Source organism: Virgibacillus natechei (genome assembly GCF_026013645.1).
Lineage (GTDB): Bacteria > Bacillota > Bacilli > Bacillales > Amphibacillaceae > Virgibacillus_L > Virgibacillus_L natechei.
In genome coordinates this window covers 2,559,786-2,578,986 of the sequence record NZ_CP110224.1, presented here as the reverse complement: position 1 = coordinate 2,578,986, position 19,201 = coordinate 2,559,786, and the positions used below count along the sequence as shown (strand labels likewise).

The 19,201-nt window shown below is 39.3% G+C and carries 22 protein-coding genes; 20 read left to right on the top strand and 2 right to left on the bottom strand.

Annotated elements, in window-relative coordinates; all coding sequences use genetic code 11:
* The first annotated feature begins 443 nt into the window (after nt 1-443).
* The 15 genes from OLD84_RS13360 to OLD84_RS13290 all read left to right on the top strand — a co-directional run bounded on the left by OLD84_RS13360 (nt 444) and on the right by OLD84_RS13290 (nt 11,488).
* Nucleotides 444-1,286: a DegV family protein gene (locus tag OLD84_RS13360; protein WP_209464246.1), complete on the top strand. Its 843-nt coding sequence runs from the start codon at nt 444-446 to the stop codon at nt 1,284-1,286.
* Nucleotides 1,287-1,675: 389 nt separating this feature from the next.
* A complete protein-coding gene (locus OLD84_RS13355; protein ID WP_245301661.1) occupies nt 1,676-2,803 on the top strand; it encodes an ATP-dependent helicase ComFA in 1,128 nt (375 codons plus the stop codon).
* A 49-nt stretch (nt 2,804-2,852) separates the two neighbouring features.
* Nucleotides 2,853-3,485, top strand: a complete 633-nt coding sequence (locus OLD84_RS13350) for a ComF family protein (protein ID WP_245301660.1) — start codon at nt 2,853-2,855, stop codon at nt 3,483-3,485.
* Between the two features lie 43 nt (nt 3,486-3,528).
* Entirely contained in the window at nt 3,529-3,951 is a 423-nt protein-coding gene (locus tag OLD84_RS13345) for a TIGR03826 family flagellar region protein (RefSeq protein WP_209464243.1), read from the top strand.
* A gap of 227 nt (nt 3,952-4,178) precedes the next feature.
* Nucleotides 4,179-4,442 carry a flagellar biosynthesis anti-sigma factor FlgM gene (flgM, locus tag OLD84_RS13340; protein WP_209464242.1) on the top strand — a complete coding sequence of 88 codons (264 nt, stop codon included), beginning with the start codon at nt 4,179-4,181 and terminating at the stop codon, nt 4,440-4,442.
* A gap of 37 nt (nt 4,443-4,479) precedes the next feature.
* Entirely contained in the window at nt 4,480-4,971 is a 492-nt protein-coding gene (locus tag OLD84_RS13335) for a flagellar protein FlgN (RefSeq protein ID WP_209464241.1), read from the top strand.
* 78 nt (nt 4,972-5,049) lie between these two features.
* Entirely contained in the window at nt 5,050-6,573 is a 1,524-nt protein-coding gene (gene flgK, locus OLD84_RS13330) for a flagellar hook-associated protein FlgK (RefSeq protein ID WP_209464240.1), read from the top strand.
* 10 nt (nt 6,574-6,583) lie between these two features.
* Nucleotides 6,584-7,468, top strand: a complete 885-nt coding sequence (gene flgL, locus OLD84_RS13325) for a flagellar hook-associated protein FlgL (RefSeq protein WP_209464239.1) — start codon at nt 6,584-6,586, stop codon at nt 7,466-7,468.
* A gap of 63 nt (nt 7,469-7,531) precedes the next feature.
* Nucleotides 7,532-8,095, top strand: a complete 564-nt coding sequence (locus OLD84_RS13320) for a DUF6470 family protein (protein ID WP_209464238.1) — start codon at nt 7,532-7,534, stop codon at nt 8,093-8,095.
* Between the two features lie 20 nt (nt 8,096-8,115).
* Nucleotides 8,116-8,565: a flagellar assembly protein FliW gene (fliW, locus tag OLD84_RS13315; RefSeq protein ID WP_209464237.1), complete on the top strand. Its 450-nt coding sequence runs from the start codon at nt 8,116-8,118 to the stop codon at nt 8,563-8,565.
* Nucleotides 8,566-8,567: 2 nt separating this feature from the next.
* Nucleotides 8,568-8,792, top strand: a complete 225-nt coding sequence (gene csrA / locus OLD84_RS13310) for a carbon storage regulator CsrA (RefSeq protein WP_209464236.1) — start codon at nt 8,568-8,570, stop codon at nt 8,790-8,792.
* Nucleotides 8,793-8,911: 119 nt separating this feature from the next.
* Nucleotides 8,912-9,172: a flagellar protein FlaG gene (gene flaG / locus OLD84_RS13305; RefSeq protein ID WP_209464235.1), complete on the top strand. Its 261-nt coding sequence runs from the start codon at nt 8,912-8,914 to the stop codon at nt 9,170-9,172.
* Nucleotides 9,173-9,185: 13 nt separating this feature from the next.
* Nucleotides 9,186-10,697 (top strand): flagellar hook-associated protein 2, encoded by a 1,512-nt coding sequence (locus OLD84_RS13300; RefSeq protein ID WP_209464234.1) that lies wholly within the window; start codon nt 9,186-9,188, stop codon nt 10,695-10,697.
* 36 nt (nt 10,698-10,733) lie between these two features.
* Nucleotides 10,734-11,135 carry a flagellar export chaperone FliS gene (fliS, locus tag OLD84_RS13295; protein ID WP_209464233.1) on the top strand — a complete coding sequence of 134 codons (402 nt, stop codon included), beginning with the start codon at nt 10,734-10,736 and terminating at the stop codon, nt 11,133-11,135.
* A complete protein-coding gene (locus OLD84_RS13290) occupies nt 11,135-11,488 on the top strand; it encodes a flagellar protein FliT (RefSeq protein WP_209464232.1) in 354 nt (117 codons plus the stop codon). The genes fliS and OLD84_RS13290 overlap by 1 nt, the downstream gene beginning before the upstream one ends.
* A gap of 253 nt (nt 11,489-11,741) precedes the next feature.
* Here OLD84_RS13290 and OLD84_RS13285 read toward each other — a convergent pair whose 3' ends face one another.
* Nucleotides 11,742-12,293 (bottom strand): TetR/AcrR family transcriptional regulator, encoded by a 552-nt coding sequence (locus OLD84_RS13285; RefSeq protein ID WP_209464231.1) that lies wholly within the window; start codon nt 12,291-12,293, stop codon nt 11,742-11,744.
* A gap of 163 nt (nt 12,294-12,456) precedes the next feature.
* Between OLD84_RS13285 and OLD84_RS13280 the strand changes: the two genes are divergently transcribed.
* From OLD84_RS13280 to OLD84_RS13260, 5 genes are all read left to right on the top strand, one after another.
* A complete protein-coding gene (locus tag OLD84_RS13280) occupies nt 12,457-14,508 on the top strand; it encodes an efflux RND transporter permease subunit (protein WP_209464230.1) in 2,052 nt (683 codons plus the stop codon).
* Between the two features lies 1 nt (nt 14,509).
* Entirely contained in the window at nt 14,510-16,339 is a 1,830-nt protein-coding gene (locus OLD84_RS13275) for a YhgE/Pip domain-containing protein (protein ID WP_209464229.1), read from the top strand.
* Nucleotides 16,309-16,440 carry a hypothetical protein gene (locus tag OLD84_RS13270; RefSeq protein WP_264917208.1) on the top strand — a complete coding sequence of 44 codons (132 nt, stop codon included), beginning with the start codon at nt 16,309-16,311 and terminating at the stop codon, nt 16,438-16,440. Before OLD84_RS13275 ends, OLD84_RS13270 begins: the two co-directional genes overlap by 31 nt.
* Before the next feature lie 176 nt (nt 16,441-16,616).
* Entirely contained in the window at nt 16,617-17,174 is a 558-nt protein-coding gene (gene hpf / locus OLD84_RS13265; protein WP_209464228.1) for a ribosome hibernation-promoting factor, HPF/YfiA family, read from the top strand.
* A gap of 313 nt (nt 17,175-17,487) precedes the next feature.
* Nucleotides 17,488-17,655: a hypothetical protein gene (locus OLD84_RS13260; protein WP_209464227.1), complete on the top strand. Its 168-nt coding sequence runs from the start codon at nt 17,488-17,490 to the stop codon at nt 17,653-17,655.
* 248 nt (nt 17,656-17,903) lie between these two features.
* Here the strand turns inward: OLD84_RS13260 and tnpB are convergent, their stop codons facing one another.
* Nucleotides 17,904-19,079 carry an IS200/IS605 family element RNA-guided endonuclease TnpB gene (tnpB, locus tag OLD84_RS13255; RefSeq protein ID WP_264917207.1) on the bottom strand — a complete coding sequence of 392 codons (1,176 nt, stop codon included), beginning with the start codon at nt 19,077-19,079 and terminating at the stop codon, nt 17,904-17,906.
* Between the last annotated feature and the right edge of the window lie 122 nt (nt 19,080-19,201).

Genomic DNA, 19,201 nt, shown 5'->3' with positions numbered 1-19,201 from the left:
ATGCTGAATGTAGTGTCAGGGTTTTTTTGTAGGTAGATCGTATAAAGTTTTCTATCTACAAGTCCGAGCCTTAGCGGTTCACCACAAAGCATAGCGATAAGCCAGATTTCTAAGCAGCTAAGCGTAAAAAACTTTCCTACTGCATAACTGCTCTATGACACGCACCATTAAACGCCTATAATGAATGCTAAGTTTTCTAAGATATATAATGCATTTTTCTACTCATTCATGTAAAATAAAAAACATATAAAAGTTTATCGCAGTTTAACGGGTAGCAACCCCAACTGATTGAAGTTTTATTTTATAGTCCGTGTTCAAAATAGAGGATAAAAAGGACCGAGAAATTCGACGTGTCATTTTTACTGGACTTTTTGAACAACCTTTTATATAAATAAATTATCAATGAAGATAGATGAATGTAGCTAATGGAGGAGTAGGTCATAATGAAAGTTGCTGTAATGACAGATAGTACGGCTTATATACCTGCACATATACGGGATGAATATACTATTCATATGGTTCCGTTAAATGTCATATTTGGTGACGAATCCTATCAAGAGGAAATCGATATTACAAATGAAGAATTTTATCAAAAAGTACAAGAAACGGAAAACTTTCCGAAAACGTCCCAACCATCGATTGGTTATATAACGAACAAGCTTGAGGAATTAGCGAAAGATTATGATGCTGTTATCTCAATACACCTCTCGAGCGGAATTAGTGGGACCTATCAAGCAGTTGTTAGTGCCGCAGAAATGGTTGAAGGAATTGACGTATATGCATACGATTCTGAACTTAGTGCGATGGCGCAGGGTTTTTATGTTTTAGAAGCTGCAGAAGCGGCGAAATTAGGTAGAACTCCAGCTGATATTCTAGAACGTCTGAACGTCGTGAGTCAGAGTATTCGTGCCTATTTTATGGTAGATGACCTTACTAATTTACAACGTGGTGGACGATTAAATGGCGCCCAAGCTTTAGTCGGTAGTATTTTACAAGTGAAACCAGTTCTACATTTTGTTGATAAAGTAATCGTTCCATTTGAAAAAATCCGTACACGTAAAAAAGCATTAAGCCGGATTATGGGAATGTTGGAAGAAGACGCAAGCATAGGGAAAGATGTTAAAGTTGTGTTTATTCATGCTAATAATGAACAAGCTGCAGTGAGTTTGCAGGATGAATTTCTAGCAAAATATCCGACAGCCGATACATCGATCAGTTATTTTGGCCCTGTTATTGGCACCCATTTAGGTGAAGGGGCAGTCGGCGTTGGTTGGTATGTGAAATAGCAAATTTCTAAATGAAATCGGCAACCCCGCCGATTTCTCAATCATCCTCCCGTCCTACTTTTACATTTTAGCATCATTCAAATATTAATAGAGGAGTGTGAGACATGCCTCCGTCTCAGGCGATATTTATCTACGAACAATCAACCTTTCCCATCCGTTTCTCAGGAAAATTACTTTTACGTAACGAAATCCCATTAGATGAGAGCACCTTCCAACAACAACTTTCTTCAAGAGCTTTTACACCCATTAAGTCGATTAAAAGAAATAAGTTCACGTATCAATGCCAGAGATGTGGGAACCAAGAGCGATCCTTATTTGCTTCAATCCCTTGTCAATCTTGTGGTAAAACACATGTTTATTGCCGCAGTTGTATTGATATGGGGAGGGTAATGGAGTGCGAACCCCTTTACTATTGGTCTGGGGAAGAGCCGGAATGGCCTACACATGCCAACCCATGTTCATGGGTTGGAGAGCTTACACCTGCCCAACGTACGGCAGCGGATCGAATTGTTCGAGCAGTAGTAGCTCAGGAAGAATTATTAGTTTGGGCTGTTTGTGGAGCTGGAAAGACGGAGATGCTTTTCCCAGGAATATCAAAAGCACTACACCTTGGTAAGCGTGTTTGTATCGCTACTCCACGAGCTGACGTTGTTCGCGAATTGGTGCCACGTTTGGAAAAAGCCTTCAACACAATAGGAGTTCAAGGGTTATATGGTGGTAGTAAAGATAAAGAAGGAACAGCCCAACTAATGATTGCCACAACACATCAATTACTCCGGTACCGAGAAGCATTTGATGTTCTGATTATTGACGAAATCGATGCTTTTCCATTTCACGCGGATCCAACTTTACCTTATGCAGCAAATCGAGCGAAGGCTAAAAATAGCACAACCATTTATTTAACAGCAACACCCCGGCAAGATCACCAATACCAGATCATGAGAAAAAAGCTAGCCCATATATTTGTCCCCATTCGGTTTCACGGTCAGCCTTTACCAGTCCCGACCATGAAAATGGTTCTTTCCTTAAAGAAAGATCTAACAAAACATGAAGCTCCAACAGCCTTTATCAAATGGCTAAGGAAGAGGGAGAACGCTGATAGGCAATTACTAATCTTCGTTCCTACGATATTATTGGCTGAAGCGCTAAAAGAACACCTGGCTGTAAGACTAGTAAATGAAGGGGTGTTTCAATCAGGTGATAATTTAATAGCTGTACATGCATCAGATTCAGATCGGGAAGATAAAGTCCAACTTTTTAGAGAGAAAAAAGTGGACGCATTAGTTACAACGACTATATTGGAGAGAGGCGTCACATTCCCCTCGGTGGATGTCGCCATATTGGATGCAGGGCATGAAGTATTTGATGAAGCGGCTCTGGTGCAAATTGCAGGAAGAGCCGGAAGAAGTCCAGATGATCCAACAGGTGAAGTCGTATTTTTTCATGAAGGAAAAACGGATGCAATGGTAGCTGCTATCCAATCGATAACTGCAATGAACAAACGAGGGGGCGTATGAGATGCGTTGTTTGTGGTGCGATGAACATATTATTCAGGAGGTAAGCTGGTTGAATTTATTCATACTTACCAAACCAAAGAGCTTGTGTCAGCCATGTGAAGAAGCATTGGATAAATTACGTGGGAGACGTTGCCAGATTTGTAGTCGTAAAAGTGATGATAGAATTTGTGCGGATTGTACATGGTGGAAAGAACAGGCATCAGAAGAAATAATAGCATTTAATTACTCGGTTTTTTCGTATAATCAACTGATGCAGGATATGGTTGCAAGGTGGAAATACCGTGGTGATTACCATTTGGGGAATGCCTTTAAGGAGTCGTTTCGTAACGGATTTGCTGATGCATTTTCTTTTTTAGCAAAAGATGCAATTGCTGTACCAATTCCTTTAAGCAAAGAGAGATTAATGAGTCGTGGATTTAATCAAGCACAGATGCTGGCTGGTTTTTTACCAATAGAGACGAAAGAACTCATCACACGTGTTGACGGGGAAAAGCAGTCCAAAAAAACACGCCGTGACAGAATAGCAACAAAAAATCCATTTGAACTAACGATTCCTGTTAACAAACCAGCCATTCTTGTCGATGATATATATACAACAGGTACAACATTACGTCATGCTGCTAACCTATTAAAAGCGCATGGATGTCCCAAGATTTATGCTTACACATTGATTCGAGGGTAGGTTTATGATGTGCTATAATTGATAGAATGAGGGTGAGACTAGAATGGCTGAACTCGCAAATTGTTCTCGTTGTGATGCTGTTTTTGTGAAAGATATTCGAACGATTTGTCAAAATTGCTACAAAGAAGAAGAAAGAGACTTTGACACTGTTTACCGTTTTTTACGTGATCGCAAAAATAGAGAAGCAACCGTAGAAGAGATTGCAAAAGCAACAGAGGTACCCAAAACATTGATCATGAAATTCGTTAAAGAGAAACGTTTACGAACGTCACAATTTCCAAAGCTAGCGTACCCATGTGATAAATGTGGAACAACAATAGTCAAGGGTCATCTGTGTTTTGATTGTTACGAGGAGTTAAAAAGAGATTTAGAACAACACGAGAAGAATGAAGAACGTTCAGAACAACAGCGAAAAAAAGAACGGCAATCTTCTATCTATTATTCCTTTGATGAAAAAAGAAAGTAAAGCCCTTTATGTACGTGTTCAAAAGAGGATAAAAAGGACCGAGAAGTTCGAGGCGGCGTAGCTTTGAGTAGCGGAACGTATGCAATAAATACGTGAGTAACGGAAAAGCAAGCCAACGAAGAAATTCGATGTGTCATTTTTACCGGACTTTTTGAACATTCCCTTTATAAAATAAGAAATTGACCGATAATAAAATAACTAACGAAACCTAAAGAGGTGAATTTCCTTTGAAAATAAATGGACCGAATCAAACAAATTTTAATCCATACAAAAATCAAATGCAGAAGCAAGCGGACTATAAGAACGAAGTAAATAAAAAGGATCAAATAGAGATATCCAGTCAGGCAAAACAACTGCAGGAAAACGAAAAGCCACATGTGCAGCGCGCTTCCTATGTGCAGGAAATTAAAAACGCTGTTGAATCTGGAGAATACAAGGTAAATCCCGAGCGCACAGCAGAGAAAATGATTGATTTTTGGTCGAAGAAATAATGAATAAAGTGTAAAAACCTCTAAAGGGGGCGTTATTTTGTCCGTAGAAACGATTCTTGAAAAATTACAAAATCTAGTAAACATCCATGAGGAATTAGTAGCTATTTCCAAGCAAAAAACAGAAGTAGTGAAAGAAGGATCTGTTGAGAATTTACAAGCATTACTTGTAAAAGAAAGAAAACAAATACGTGTATTGGAAAAAGAAGAAAAGAGTAGACAGGAAGCGGTTGAGACGTGGCTGTTTAAGAATGAACTCCCATCTAATGATGTAACAATAACACGTATGCTTGAGATCGTAAGTGATCAAAAGGAGAAGCAGGAGCTGGAGCAGGCTACCATTAATTTAACTCAAATAATTACCGAATTGAAGCAACAGGAACAGCTCAATCTATCCTTAATCAACCAATCGATGCAATTTGTCCAATTATCAATCGATACGTTGCAACCATCGATTACGAATATAAACTATGGAAATAAACAGCAGGATTCAGGCGCGATGAAACGTTCTGTATTTGATTCACAAGCATAAGTCGAGGGCTACAACACATGTAGTCGGTCTGCCTGTTAGACAGCCTTAAGTAAGAAGTTTGAAATGGAGGAAAAAAACATGAGTACATTTCATGGTTTAGAGATGGCAAGGCAAGCACTATCTACCCAACAATCTGCACTGTATACAACAGGTCATAATATAGCAAATGCTAATACGGAAGGCTATTCGAGACAGCGAGTCAATTTTGAAAGTGCGTCCCCGTATCCTGCTGCTTCAAGAAATCAACCTGTAACCGCTGGGCAGATGGGAACAGGGGTGGAAGCAGGTTCCGTTCAGCGAATTCGAGATGAATTCTTGGATCACCAGTATCGTGCGGAGAACAGTAAAGAAGGGTACTGGGAAACAAAGTCTGACGCACTTAGTCGTATGGAAGGTTTAATGAATGAACCGTCCGAAAATGGTCTATCCAATACAATGGATCAATTTTGGGAGTCACTTCAGGATCTTTCTGTGAACCCTGAAAGTTCTGGGGAACGATCTGTAGCTGTTCAACGAGGAGTTGCAGTTGCTGAAAATTTTAATTATTTATCTGAATCGCTAGACTCCATTCGTTCTGATTTAAAAAACCAAATTGATCAAACGGAAGAAGAAGTAAATTCACTATTAAATCAAATTGATAACATTAATGAGCAGGTTAAGCAAACGGAAGTGAATGGAAATGTAGCAAATGATTTATATGATGAACGTGATCGCTTAATTGATGAACTTTCAAACGTTATTAACATAAAGGTCAGCTATTCGAAGAGCGCAGAGAGCGCACCGGATGTCGCTGATGGATTGGCAACCATTGAGATAGTAGATGATAAAGGTAATTCACTTGGTGTGAAATTGGTTGACGCAGAAGCGGATGAGGACGAGAGAGTTAATGAACTTGAAGTTAACTATGCCGATAATGATTCTGAAGAGGTTACATCGGTTACTGTCGGTGAAGAACCAGTGGAAATAATGGGTTCCAATGGTTCTTTAAAAGGATTAGTTGAAGCATATGGCTATGAATCAGAAGATGAAGACAACGAGACGGCGGGTATTTATACCGATATGCTTTCTGATTTGGATGATATGGCTGATGTGTTTGCAACTGAATTTAACGACGTTCATAGCAACGGTTATGATTTGAATGGCGAAACAGACGCAGATTTTTTTAATTTTGAGGATAACGCAGCAGCCAGTTCTATTGTTGTGTCCGACTATCTTGTACAAGAACCTGATAAACTAGCGGCTAGTGAAGATGAAAATGCTGGAAATGGTGATAATGCCTCCAATTTGGCAGAAGTTTTTAATAAAACAAATCTAGAAAGCGATGCATTAGGACCAGGTACTTCTATAAATGGTTTCTATGAGTCCCTTATTGCTGATATGGGTGTTATTGCACAGGAAGCTAACCGTATGACGAATAATACGGGTGCACTCAAATCACAGGTAGAAAATCAACGCATGTCCGTGAGTGCAGTTTCCTTAGATGAGGAAATGTCGAATATGATTAAATTTCAACATGCATATAGCGCAGCAGCGAGAAGTATGACAGCAGTAGATGAATTGCTTGATCAAGTAATAAATAATATGGGCTTAGTAGGAAGGTAGGTGATCATTTTTGCGCGTAACCCAAGGAATGCTATCACATAATATGATGCGAAATTTATCCAACAGTAATGCCAAATTGGATACTTATATGAACCAGGTGAGTACTGGTAAAAAAATCAATCGCCCCTCTGATGACCCAGTAACTGCGATGAAGGGTATGAATTATCGTAGTCAAGTGACTGAAATTCAACAATTTCAGCGTAATACGAATGAAGTTCATAATTGGATGGACAACTCAGATGCTGCACTCGATCAAGCAACACAAGCGATGCAGAATTTACGTGAATTGGCTTTACAAGCTAGTAATGATACATATAATGCGGACGAACGAGAGAACATGCAAGAAGAAGTGGAACAGATAAAAGAGCATCTCATTGATATTGCGAACACAAATGTAAATGGGAAATATATCTTTAATGGAACGAATACAGATACAAAGCCAATAGAGGTCAATGAAGATGGGGAAATAGTAGAAATTGATCTTAATGATGAGGCTGTAAGAATAGAAGTAGCTGATGGCACGAAGTTGCAAGCAAATGTTAATTCTGGAGATGTTTTTAATGATAAATTATTTGGGGATATCGATGGATTTATAGATGCATTAGATAATAATGAACAACCAACTATCGAGCAGAGTATCGAATCCATGGACGATAACATTAATAACACGATCAATGCAAGGGCGGATTTAGGTGCCCGTATGAATCGATTAGAGTTAATTGAGAACCGCCTAAATGACCAGGAAATTGTTGCGACCCAAACGATGTCAGAAAATGAAGATGTAGATTATGCAAAAGCGATTACGGAATTAATTACACAAGAAAGTTTACATCGTGCAGCTTTATCAGCTGGAGCAAGAATTGTTCAGCCTACGTTAATGGATTTTCTACGCTGATACTAAATGACCCTGTCCCGTCATAGGGCGGGGTCATTATAAATAGAGGGAGGGAGATTGTGCATGCAAGTACCACAAATTCGAATGGAATCCCAATTGGCACAGATTCAAATCCAACATACACCTTCAAATCAACAAATTAGTCAACCTGAAGCTGAGCTTTCCATACAGCAACCGCAAGCAGAATTGTCGATGAATACAACTCCTTCCAAGCTTCAAATTGATCAAACAAAAGCATGGGAAGATATGAACGTAATGCATATCTTTAAATGGAATGCAAAGAATTCACAAGCTGCACAAAGCGATTGGCTTAATGGATTAGAACGAAGGACGCAACAAGGCGCAGAACTGATGAAAATAGAGAGCGACGGCGCCCCTATTAGTAACCAGGCTGTAACGAATGCATTTGATGATAAGAGAGCTTTAGGAATAGATTTTATACCATCACCATTTGCTGTTGAAACGAACTATCAACCCTCGACCGTACAAATTGATGTACAAACTTATAAGCCAATTATTAATGCAGAAGCACGTAGTCCGGTCCATCAGTATGAACCAGGGTCTGTCGAAACAAGCATGAAACAATATCAGCATTTAGAAATAGATGTTATCAATCTTTTTACATAGGAAAGGATGACCTAACTAGCATGCATTTACATACAAAATATTTAGGAGAAGTAGAAATTGACGCATCCAAAATCATTCAATTTCCTGTAGGTCTACCCGGATTTATCGATGAAACGGAATTTGCTTTAGTGGACTTTCCAGATAATCCAATTTTTCAGGTTTTACAATCCGTTAAGTCCGTAAACACTGCATTCATTGTTACGAATCCCTATCACTTTTACCATGATTATTCATTTGAACTTGATGATAGTATAGTAGAGAGTTTAGAAGTTAAAAGTGAGAAGGACGTTATGGTTGTTACGATTGTTACATTAAAAAATCCATTTAACACAAGCACTTTAAATTTAAAAGCACCAGTCATTATTAATCCTTCCAGTAAACAGGGAAAGCAATACATATTAAACATGGACAATATCCCTGCAAAAGCTCCAATATCTCCAGGTAATCATTTGAAAGCGGGAGGAGAATAATTATGCTTGTGCTAACGAGAAAGCAGGATGAAGCAATACAGCTGGGCGAAGATATAGAAATAAAGGTGCTCGCAATAGAAGGGGACCAAATAAAGCTTGGAATTGATGCCCCTAAATCTGTGGATATCTATCGCCGAGAAATTTACCTTGATATCAAAGAGCAAAATAATGAAGCAGCGAATGTTTCATCAGATTTGCTTGAGTTATTAAAGGAAAATAAAGAGTAACTGGTGCAATCGAACTATTTTTTGGGGGAAACCTACATACTTAACAACTTTAAACCGATATAAGAAGAAATAACTTATCATGGGAGTTGCATGCGGGATGCGAATAGATAAACCAATGCATGAACCACAGCCTATGCAATATAGTGAAAACAACAAACAAAGAAGAGATTGACATGGCAATTTCCATGTTAAATGAATCCCTGGATCCAATACGTACAAATGTGAAATTTGAAATGCATGAGAGGCTAGAGAAATATTATGTGTCCGTTGTTGACACGAATACAGATGAAGTTCTTAAGGAGATTCCTCCAAAAAAAATGTTGGATATGTATGCGGAAATGGCAGAATTTATGGGAATTCTTGTTGATGAAAAGATTTAAAGGGAGTGATTAGATGCGAGTTGGTGGGTTAGTAAGTGGAATGGATACAGATTCCATGGTAGACGATCTAATGGCTGCGGAACGAATACCACTTAATAAAATGGAACAGGATAAAACAATGTTGGAGTGGGAGCGAGATGGGTTTCGAGATATTAATAAAAGTCTACTAGAATTAGATAATATGCTGTCGGATATGAAATATAGTCGTACTTATAATTCAAAAACAGTTAATTCTACGCAGGAAGATGCAGTAACAGCAACAGGAAATGCCGATTCTCCGGAAGGGTCTTATAATATAAATGTGACTCAACTGGCGACTTCGGCGATGAATGTGACTCAGGGTGAGTTAGATATTAAAGCTGATGAGCCACTAGTGGGACAGGGTTCTGTAGATGAGGAAAGAACAGTTGAATTTGATACCTTTAATGAGGACGGTGAAAAAATAAAACCATCACACAGTTATGATATTAATGAAGGTGATACATTAAACGATGTCTTAGCAAAAATCACAAATGATGAGGACAATCATGTTCGAGCTTTCTATGATGAGCAGTCTAACAGAGTATTTATGGAAACGACGAGGACAGGGAGTTACAATAACGGAGAAATTGAAATAGATGGTGATGGTGAGATAATTGAACCAGAAATATATTTTAAAAAGGATTCATTTCTTGATAACGAACTGAAAATGGATATCGGAGAAGAAACAGGCGGAAAAAACGCAGTGTTCGAATACAATGAATTTGAAATCGAATCAAAGGATAATAATTATACGCTCAACGGTATAAACTTTGAATTCAAAAGTGAAACAGAAGGAAATGCGACTCTAACTGTAGACAATGATACAGATGCTGCTTTTGATTCGATTATGGAGTTCATCGACCAATACAATGAAGTGGTGGACACGTTAAATGGAACCCAGCAGGAAGAACGAAACCGTGATTACCCTCCACTTACTGAAGCGCAAAAAAATGAAATGACCGAGAATGAAATCGAACTTTGGGAAGAACAAGCGATGAGTGGAATTCTCAAAGGTGAATCGTCTATAACGAATGGTTTATTTTCCATGCGTCAAAGTTGGTATTCCAACGTGGAGACAGATGGAGATATAACGTCGATAACACAAATTGGTATTACAACAAGTGCGAATTACTTAGATGGTGGAAAACTTGAAGTTGATGAAGATACTTTAAGGAGTGCGCTAGAAGAGAACCCGAATGAAGTCCAAAAGCTGTTTTCCAATAGTGAAGATGATGAAAGCAGAGGCCTCGTAAATCGTTTAGAGGATTCTATTGAACAAACAATGGGGCGCATTGAAGAGCGTGCGGGTAAAGGAACCGATACCCTTGAAAATTATACGATAGGGAAGAATTTAAAAGATTTAGATGATCGTATAAGTGCGTTTGAAGATCGATTAACCAGGACAGAAACACGCTACTTGAATGAATTTGCTGCAATGGAACAAGCAATTTCAAGGATGAATCAACAATCAACGATGTTAATGGACCAATTTGGTGGTCAATAATCTATGCCATGTCCAATGATAAAGGAGTGAAAAAGAATGACACTTAATAATCCCTATCAAGTCTATCAAAACAATTCTGTCAATACTGCCTCTGGAGGGGAATTGACGCTCATGCTCTATAATGGGTGTATCAAGTTTATTAAACAAGCAATGAAAGAAATGAATGAAACGAATTATGAGGCAAAAAATACAAATATCCAAAAAGCTCAAAACATTATTCAAGAATTGATGCTTACGTTAGACAAAGAGGTCGAAATTTCGAAACAAATGCTACCATTATACGACTATATCCAATTTCAGCTTAAAGAAGGTAACGTAAAAAATGAAGTAGATAAACTGGAAGAAGCGTTACGACTTGTAACGGAGTTTCGAGATACATGGAAAGAAGTTATCTTGAAAACACGTAAAGCACAACCTGCAAAAGGTGTACACGCATAATGAATCGACTAACATCACTTTATGAAATCACATTAAACCTAAAGCATGTACTAGATAAGGAGATTACAGCGAAAAATAGAGAAGAAGTAATCGAGAAGGTTAATCAACTAGTTGAAAAAAGAAGCCAATATATAGAGGAGCTAGTACCCCCTTACACAGAAGAAGAAAAACAACTAGGACAACAACTCGTTCAATTGAATGAGGCCATTCAAGTAGAAATGAACCATTTATTTAGCCAATTAAAAACGGAAATGAAACAAGTAAAAAAACAAAAAAAATCGAATCGAACCTATACAAATCCATATAAAAGTATCCAAGCAATGGATGGGATGTTTATGGATAGTAAAAAATAAGGTAAGGAATCCTTCATTTGAGTAGTTCAGTTTTGGAGTACAAAAATACTATTTGTACACTTAATTGAACTGCTTTTTCATATGAATTTGGAATTGAAATTGATATCTAAATCCCGCAGTGCGCCAACACGTGGAGGCTCACCAGCCACCCTAAGGTGCGCGAAATGTGTTTCCGTAGCGTATCCCAGCTCTCAACCCAGCGTTTGCAAAAGATTTGTCACTACGTCGACTTTTATCAATTTTGTACCCTCTCTCACTCCCTAAGCCTAAAACTATTAATTAATCGCGCGATCTGTTTCGGTGGTTGGTCCATATTGTTTGCCAACCAATGTTTGATAACGTAAATGCTTCCGCTGATGGCAAAGGTGCTGGCGTATTCAGATGTGTCAGGGTCAACTTCATTGTTGTCCATCCAGCTTTTGATCAGAAATGTTCGCGCTACGTCCATGACTCGTCGCTCAAAGGAATGATCACCATTTTCATTGAGAAGGGTATGACAGATGTCATATTTTGAGGCGATGTACTCCAGGAGCTTCTCCGTCATTTGCAGTGCTTCCTCTTCCTTCGCGAAATTATATTGACTTAAATAGGCATTTAAGTCCGTAATGATTTCTTCTTCTATTTGCTCCAACAAATCAAAGTGATCCCTGTAGTGTGTGTAGAAAGTGGAACGGTTAATATCCGCATGTTCACAAATTTCTTTGACCGTTATGCTCGAGATCTGTTTGTTTTTTAATAAGGCGATTAGACTATCCTTTAAAACCATACGAGTATATTTTTTGCGACGATCGAGTCTTTCGTTCATAAAATTGTCACTCTTTCATTTTAGTGTTAGCCAACGTTTTTTAATCATATGTTGGCTTTTGTACGTATGTTATAAAACTGTTTGTTGTAAATCCAACATAGTGTCGTATATAATATTATCGTGTTCGAATGAATGATGCAAGAGAGGATGAACACCGATTGATATGACAACACGCATTTTAAACAAAAGAAAACCGATTGTTATTACTTTTATCATTCTGGCAATCGTCAGTGCGGTGGTGCAATTTGCGGTATCGATCAATTATGATATGGTCGACTACCTGCCGGATGATGCCGCGTCCATTCAAGCGATGGATGAGATGGAAAATGAATTTGACGGAGGCATGACCAACACACGAGTCATGATGAAGGACATCAGCATCCAGGAGGCAATGGCATTCAAGGAAGATCTTGAAGCGGCTGAAGGTGTTTCTGATGTCATGTGGCTCGATGATGTGATCGATATCCAGACACCAATTGAAATGGCTGATACGGATACGGTTGAGTCGCATTACCAGGATGGCAATGCGCTGTTTTCCTTTCATATTGAAGAAGGCAAAGAAGTGGAAACAACCGATGCAGTCTATGAGCTGATTGGTGAGGACAATGCGATGTCAGGGGAAGCCTTGGATACAGCGATATCGCAACAAATGACAGGCGAGGAAACGTTGAATGCAGCGCTTATCCTCGTTCCAATGATTATTTTGATTCTTCTGTTGTCAACGAGGTCATGGATCGAGCCGGTATTTTTCCTGGCGGCTATTGGCGTTTCTGTAGTGATCAATCTGGGAACGAATATTTTTATTGGTGAGATTTCCTTTGTAACGCAGGCGGTAGCACCAATTCTGCAGCTTGCCGTGTCGCTTGATTACGCGATATTTCTGCTTCATAGCTTTGACGATTACCGGAAGGAGATAGCGGACCCGAAAGAAGCAATGAAGCGTGCGATGAAGCGATCATTCCCGGCCATCGCAGCGAGTGCGTCGACCACGTTCTTCGGGTTCACAGCGTTGACATTTATGGAATTTGGACTTGGTGCCGATTTAGGTTTGAACCTGGTGAAAGGCATCCTGCTCAGTTTTATCAGTGTCATGGTTTTCCTACCGGCACTTACATTAATGTTTTATAAATGGATTGATAAAACACAGCATAAACAATTCATGCCGAGTGTGTATAATATCGGAAAACACCTCATTAAATTACGCATCCCTGTTTTGCTGCTTGTACTGATCGTAATCGTTCCGGCATTTTTGGGGCAGGGTCAGACCAATTTCATTTATGGAACCGGGGATCATCCTGAGAATACACGAGCCGGCAGTGATGCAGCTGAAATCGAAGCGTCATTTAGTGAGCATACACCAATGGTTTTGATGGTGCCAAAAGGTGATCTCGCACGAGAAGAAGAGCTCGTACAGGAACTTGATGACTTTGATCAAGTAGCAAGTACGATTTCCTATGTCAATACCATTGGTGCAGGCATACCGCCGGAATATCTTGATGATTCCCAGACGGAACAGTTCTTTTCAGAGGACTACAGCCGGATTACGTTAAATACAACAACTGATATAGAGGGTGACGAAGCATTTGCTCTAGTGGAAGGTGTAAGGGACGCTGCGGCGGACTACTACGGTGATGATTATCACGCGCTCGGGGAAAGTGTAACGCTATATGATATGAGAGAAATCGTGGAGAATGATAATACGATGGTCAACGTATTGACTGTGATTGCCATAGCTCTTGTCCTGCTCGTTACATTCCGGTCCATTTCCTTCCCGATCGTACTACTGTTAACGATTCAAGCAGCTGTATGGATAAATTTATCGGTGCCATACTTTGCAGATTCTCCCCTTGTGTATATAGGTTACCTGATAATTAGTACGGTTCAACTTGCTGCAACAGTCGATTACGCGATACTATTGACAGAAGACTATACGAAAAACCGAAAAGCGATGAGCGCCATGGATGCGATTAAGAAATCCCTTAATGAGAAGGTTTTCTCGATCGGTGTTTCGGCATCTATTCTGTCCAGTGTTGGCTTTATTTTATGGGCAACGTCGACGGATCCAATCGTATCGTCTATTGGGCTTCTATTGGGACGTGGTGCCTTGCTCGCATTTATGATGGTCGTGCTCTTTCTTCCGGCCTTGCTTGTTGTATTTGACCGGGTTATTGAAAAAACAACATGGAAATCAAATTTTTATAAAGGGGCGTTATGATGTGCGCATACGGAAAATAGCGATTGTGATAATGTGTGCTGTAATGGTGGCTGGATCGCTTCCTTTACATGTTTTTGCTGAAGATAATACCAGTGAAGAGGACGCGCACGGCTCAGGTGAGTATGCTGCTAAGGATGAAGCCATTTACGGCAATTTAGATGCAAATGGCGTACTGGAAAACATGTATGTCGTGAATACCTTCCACGTTACCGAACCTGGTGAAATTGTGGATCACGGAAATTACACGAATGTACGCAACTTGAGTAATTTAACAGATATCGAACTAACGAATAATACTGTCCATATTCAAGCAGAAGAAGATGAATTTTATTACCAGGGAGATTTGGAAAATCAATCGCTCCCGTGGGATATTACGATTACCTATTTATTGGATGGCCAAGAAGTGGAACCTGAAGATTTGGCGGGGGAAAGTGGTTCACTGGAAATTCAGATTGCTACTTCCGCAAATGAAGATGTTGATCCATCGTTTTTCGAAAACTATTTGCTGCAAATTTCATTGACGCTCGATCCATCAATTGCTGATGATATTCAGGCTCCGGATGGAATAGAAGCTACTTCAGGAAAAGATAAACAAATTTCATTTACCGTGATGCCTGAGCAAGAGGAAGCATTTATTGTATCTACAAATGTCACTGATTTTGAGATGACCCCAATAGACATTTCGGCAACACCAGCGTCCATGTCGATTGAGGATCCAGACTTAAGCGAAGTGAAGGGTGAGATGCAGTCACTAACTGATGCCATCAGCGATATCAACCAAGGTGTAGGTGACTTGAACAGCGGTATCTCTGACTTGAATGCAGGTGCATCAGATCTAAGCAGTGGTTCCAGCGACTATCTGAATGGCATCAACGAGCTTGATCAATCATCCGGCGATCTGATTAATGGGTCAGCGGAAATTCGTGATGCTTTGCAAAATGTGAGTGATGCTGTCCAGGGAAGTACTGACAGTCCGGATCTTAGCGAGCTTGAAGCATTGCCTGGAGGCCTTCGTGAATTGGCAGGTGGTTTGCGAGAGTCTAGTGACGGACTAAATACATTGCGTGACAATTATGATGAAGCATATAGCAATTTGGATGAAGCTATAAACGGCATCCCGGATTATGAAATTAGTGAAGAACAAATTGGTGAGCTGCTTCAGGAGCTGCAAAATAATGAAATTGACACGAAAATCATGAATCAATTGATTGAAACATACCAGGCTTCCCAGGTTGTAAAAGAAACGTATGTTGCTGTTCAGGAAGCATTTGGAGCTGTCACGGGAGCATTAGATCAAGCATCCGGACCAATGGAGGAAATGGCAAATCAATTGGATTCGCTGGCTGATGAGGTTGATAGTGGCATGGAAAACCTGGATCAGTTGGATGCTCTAGCAGAGTTGCAGAACGGATTATCCACCCTTTCATCCGAGTACCAATCCTTCCATAGCGGTTTGGTTGATTATACGGATGGCGTCAGCAGTCTGGCTTCTTCATACCAGGATATTAATTCCGGTATTCAGGGGTTGTCTGACGGTACTTCCTCCCTTGACAGCGGGGCAGATGAGCTCAAGAACGGAACAGAAGAGCTGCAGGAAGAAACCAGTGATTTACCCAACGAAATGCAGTCAGAGGTCGATGAAATGATGGATGAATATGATTCCTCTGATTTTGAACCGCAATCGTTTGTGTCGGATCAAAATGAAAAAATCGACATCGTGCAATTCGTCTTGCAAACAGAAAGTATTGAAATGGAAGAACCTGAAACAACGGAAGAAGTGGAAGAAGAGGAAAAAGGTTTTTGGGACCGTTTGATGGACCTTTTTCGGTAAATCGCTTCATGCTAGAAAACCAGTCTGTTGGTGGAAACACAACAGGCTGGTTTTTATTTGCAGATAAGAAACGAAATAGATCCGCTGTGTTAGCTGCCTAAAAATAAACGAGCGTGTTTTCTAAAAAGAAATTAGTATTTATATAACGCTGTAAACACCTACAAGACAATCTTTAAGAAGGTATCTATTTTTAATAGATTATTTATCTAGTTTAATCGAGAAATTTTGTGGGAAAAGTAGTATACTATACTCAAAGGAAAAAAAGGAGGACACTTTAATGAAATATAACATTCGTGGCGAAAATCTTGAGGTAACCGGAGCAATCAGGGAATATGTAGAGAAGAAAATCAGTAAATTAGAAAGATACTTTGATACACCTCCCGCATCCGATGTACATGTCAATTTAAGTGTCTATAACGAAGAACAGAGAATTGAAGTCACAATCCCAATGACAGATTTATTATTGCGAGGTGAAGTACAGCACGTTGATCTGTACGCTGCCATTGACTTAGTTGTTGACAAGCTAGAAAGACAAATACGTAAATATAAAACAAAAGTAAATCGAAAATTCCGACAAAATGGAGCTCCAAAGCATGTATTTGCTGAATTGGAACGAGAAGCAAATAATATTGCACTTGAAGAAGAATCAGACGAAATTGAAATTGTGAGAAAGAAAAGTTTTGATTTAAAACCGATGGATTCAGAAGAAGCTGTTTTACAAATGGACATGATAGGCCATGCATTTTATGTATTTACAAATGCGATTACAAATGAAACAAACGTCGTTTATCGACGTAAAGATGGAAAATACGGTTTAATTGAGCCGAATGTATAATACAACAAAACATATCAAAAGACAGTCCTATTACAAATGGGATTGTCTTTTTTTGTTCACGGGTAGGAAACCAGCATACCTCTATAAGTGTTTTAGTTATATATGTCGAATATTGTAGAACAAAATGCTAATTTTGAATTTTGGAAGGACTAAAAGGAGTAAAATCTGCAAAAATCGTTTAAAATCATGCTTAAACCTAGGTCAAAAGGCAATTTTTTTGTCGAATCAGATTCTAAAATTGAAAAACAGAAACTAGACCTTTGACCTATACACATGATATAACTATATCAATTGAACTAGGAGGTGTTACTCATTGAGTGATCAAGACCGTATGGTACTGAATGAATTAACTAGAAAAGTACAACAGCAGGAAAAGACAATTTCTCAATTGGTTAAAATCATAGCTGCAACAAATCGGAGAGTTTCGGACGCAGCTTCTAAAAAGGACGAAATTCAACATGATTATACCTTTCATAAATGATTTCCTCGTTTTATGAAACTGCAGAATTTCCTCCAATATCCCCAAAGTCAAAGGGTAGCCTATCCTCAGGTTACTCTTTTTATGTGCCGTAAAGGCAAAGTTTTTCATATGGTTTACCTTACTTTACTATGCAAATTGGAGGAAAAGCTGTTGTTCGATATGATACATTGAACTACCCTCCGCTTAATTTCTCCTGAAATTTGAAGTGGGGGATTCCTAAGAACACCGGCGTAACCGCCAGTTTTTTATTAGGCTATCCCTGTCGTTCCGACAGTTAAGAGACGAATGGCTTCGTTTCTAAGATTTAATCCTGCGTTAATATCTCTTTGGTGATGACTTCCGCAAGAAGCGCAAGTCCATTCACGTAAAGCGAGATGTTTAACGTCTTTATTTTTATGGCCACATCCAGAACAAAGCTGGCTGCTTGCAAAGTTTTTGCCAACAACAACGACCTTTTTGCCGTACCACGCTGCTTTGTATTCACACATCGTTCTGAATTGGCCCCAGGAGGCTTCACTTATAGCTTTGGAAAGGTTTCCATTTTTAAGCATATTGCTTACAGACAAGTCTTCCAAACCAATCACATCGTGGTTTTTGACGAGGGAGGTTGAAATCTTATCCAGATAATCCTTTCGACTATTGGCTATCGCTTCATGAATACGTGCAACTTTGATTCGTTGTTTGTTCCAATTGGAGCTGTTCACGGTACGCCTTGAAAGAATGCGCTGTGCCTTCACTAATTTTCCTTCCAATGTACGGAGCCATTTCGGGTTACGGAATACGCTCCCATCTGAAAGTGTTGCAAAATCTTTTAACCCCAAATCAACGCCGACAACCGAATCGGTTTTAGCAAATGCTTGAACTTCCGTTTCTGTTAGGATGGATACAAAATATTTCCCACTTGGATTACGTCGGATGGTGGCATTTATGATACGCCCCTCCACTTCACGGCTCTTTGCAAAACGGATAAGACCCAATTTCGGTAATTTGATGTGTTTACCTAACACATCAATATTGCCATTTGTTTGCTTTGTACTATAGGACTGGACCTTGTTCTTTTTGCTTTTAAAACGCGGTTTTTGGTTTTGTTTCCTGTAGTAGCGCTGGTAGGAATCAGCTACGTTTTCAACGGACTTTTGAAGCGAAATACTATCTACCTCTTTAAGGAAAGGATAGTATTCTTTGAGCTGGCGAACCGTCTTCACCGATTCGTATTTATTGAAATATTGACCTTTCCAGTTGTTGATTGGTAGCTGCCCGTTTAGTCTCATTTCTTCCGTTATGTACCAATAGGCATCCTTCTCTTTCTGTTTACCAAGAAAGAAGTTGAAAACAAATCGGGAACAACCGATTGTTTTATTAATAAGCTCTACTTGTTTTTTATTCGGAAAGATACGAAACTTAAAAGCTTTTTGGACCAGCATCCTATTCACCTCATCCGTATATATGTTCCTATTATATCATAGGGAGGATCTTTTTGCTATCGCCAACCGAAATTCATCTCCCCTTTACCGATGGACTATAGTCCTTCATGCGCTTGAAGAGG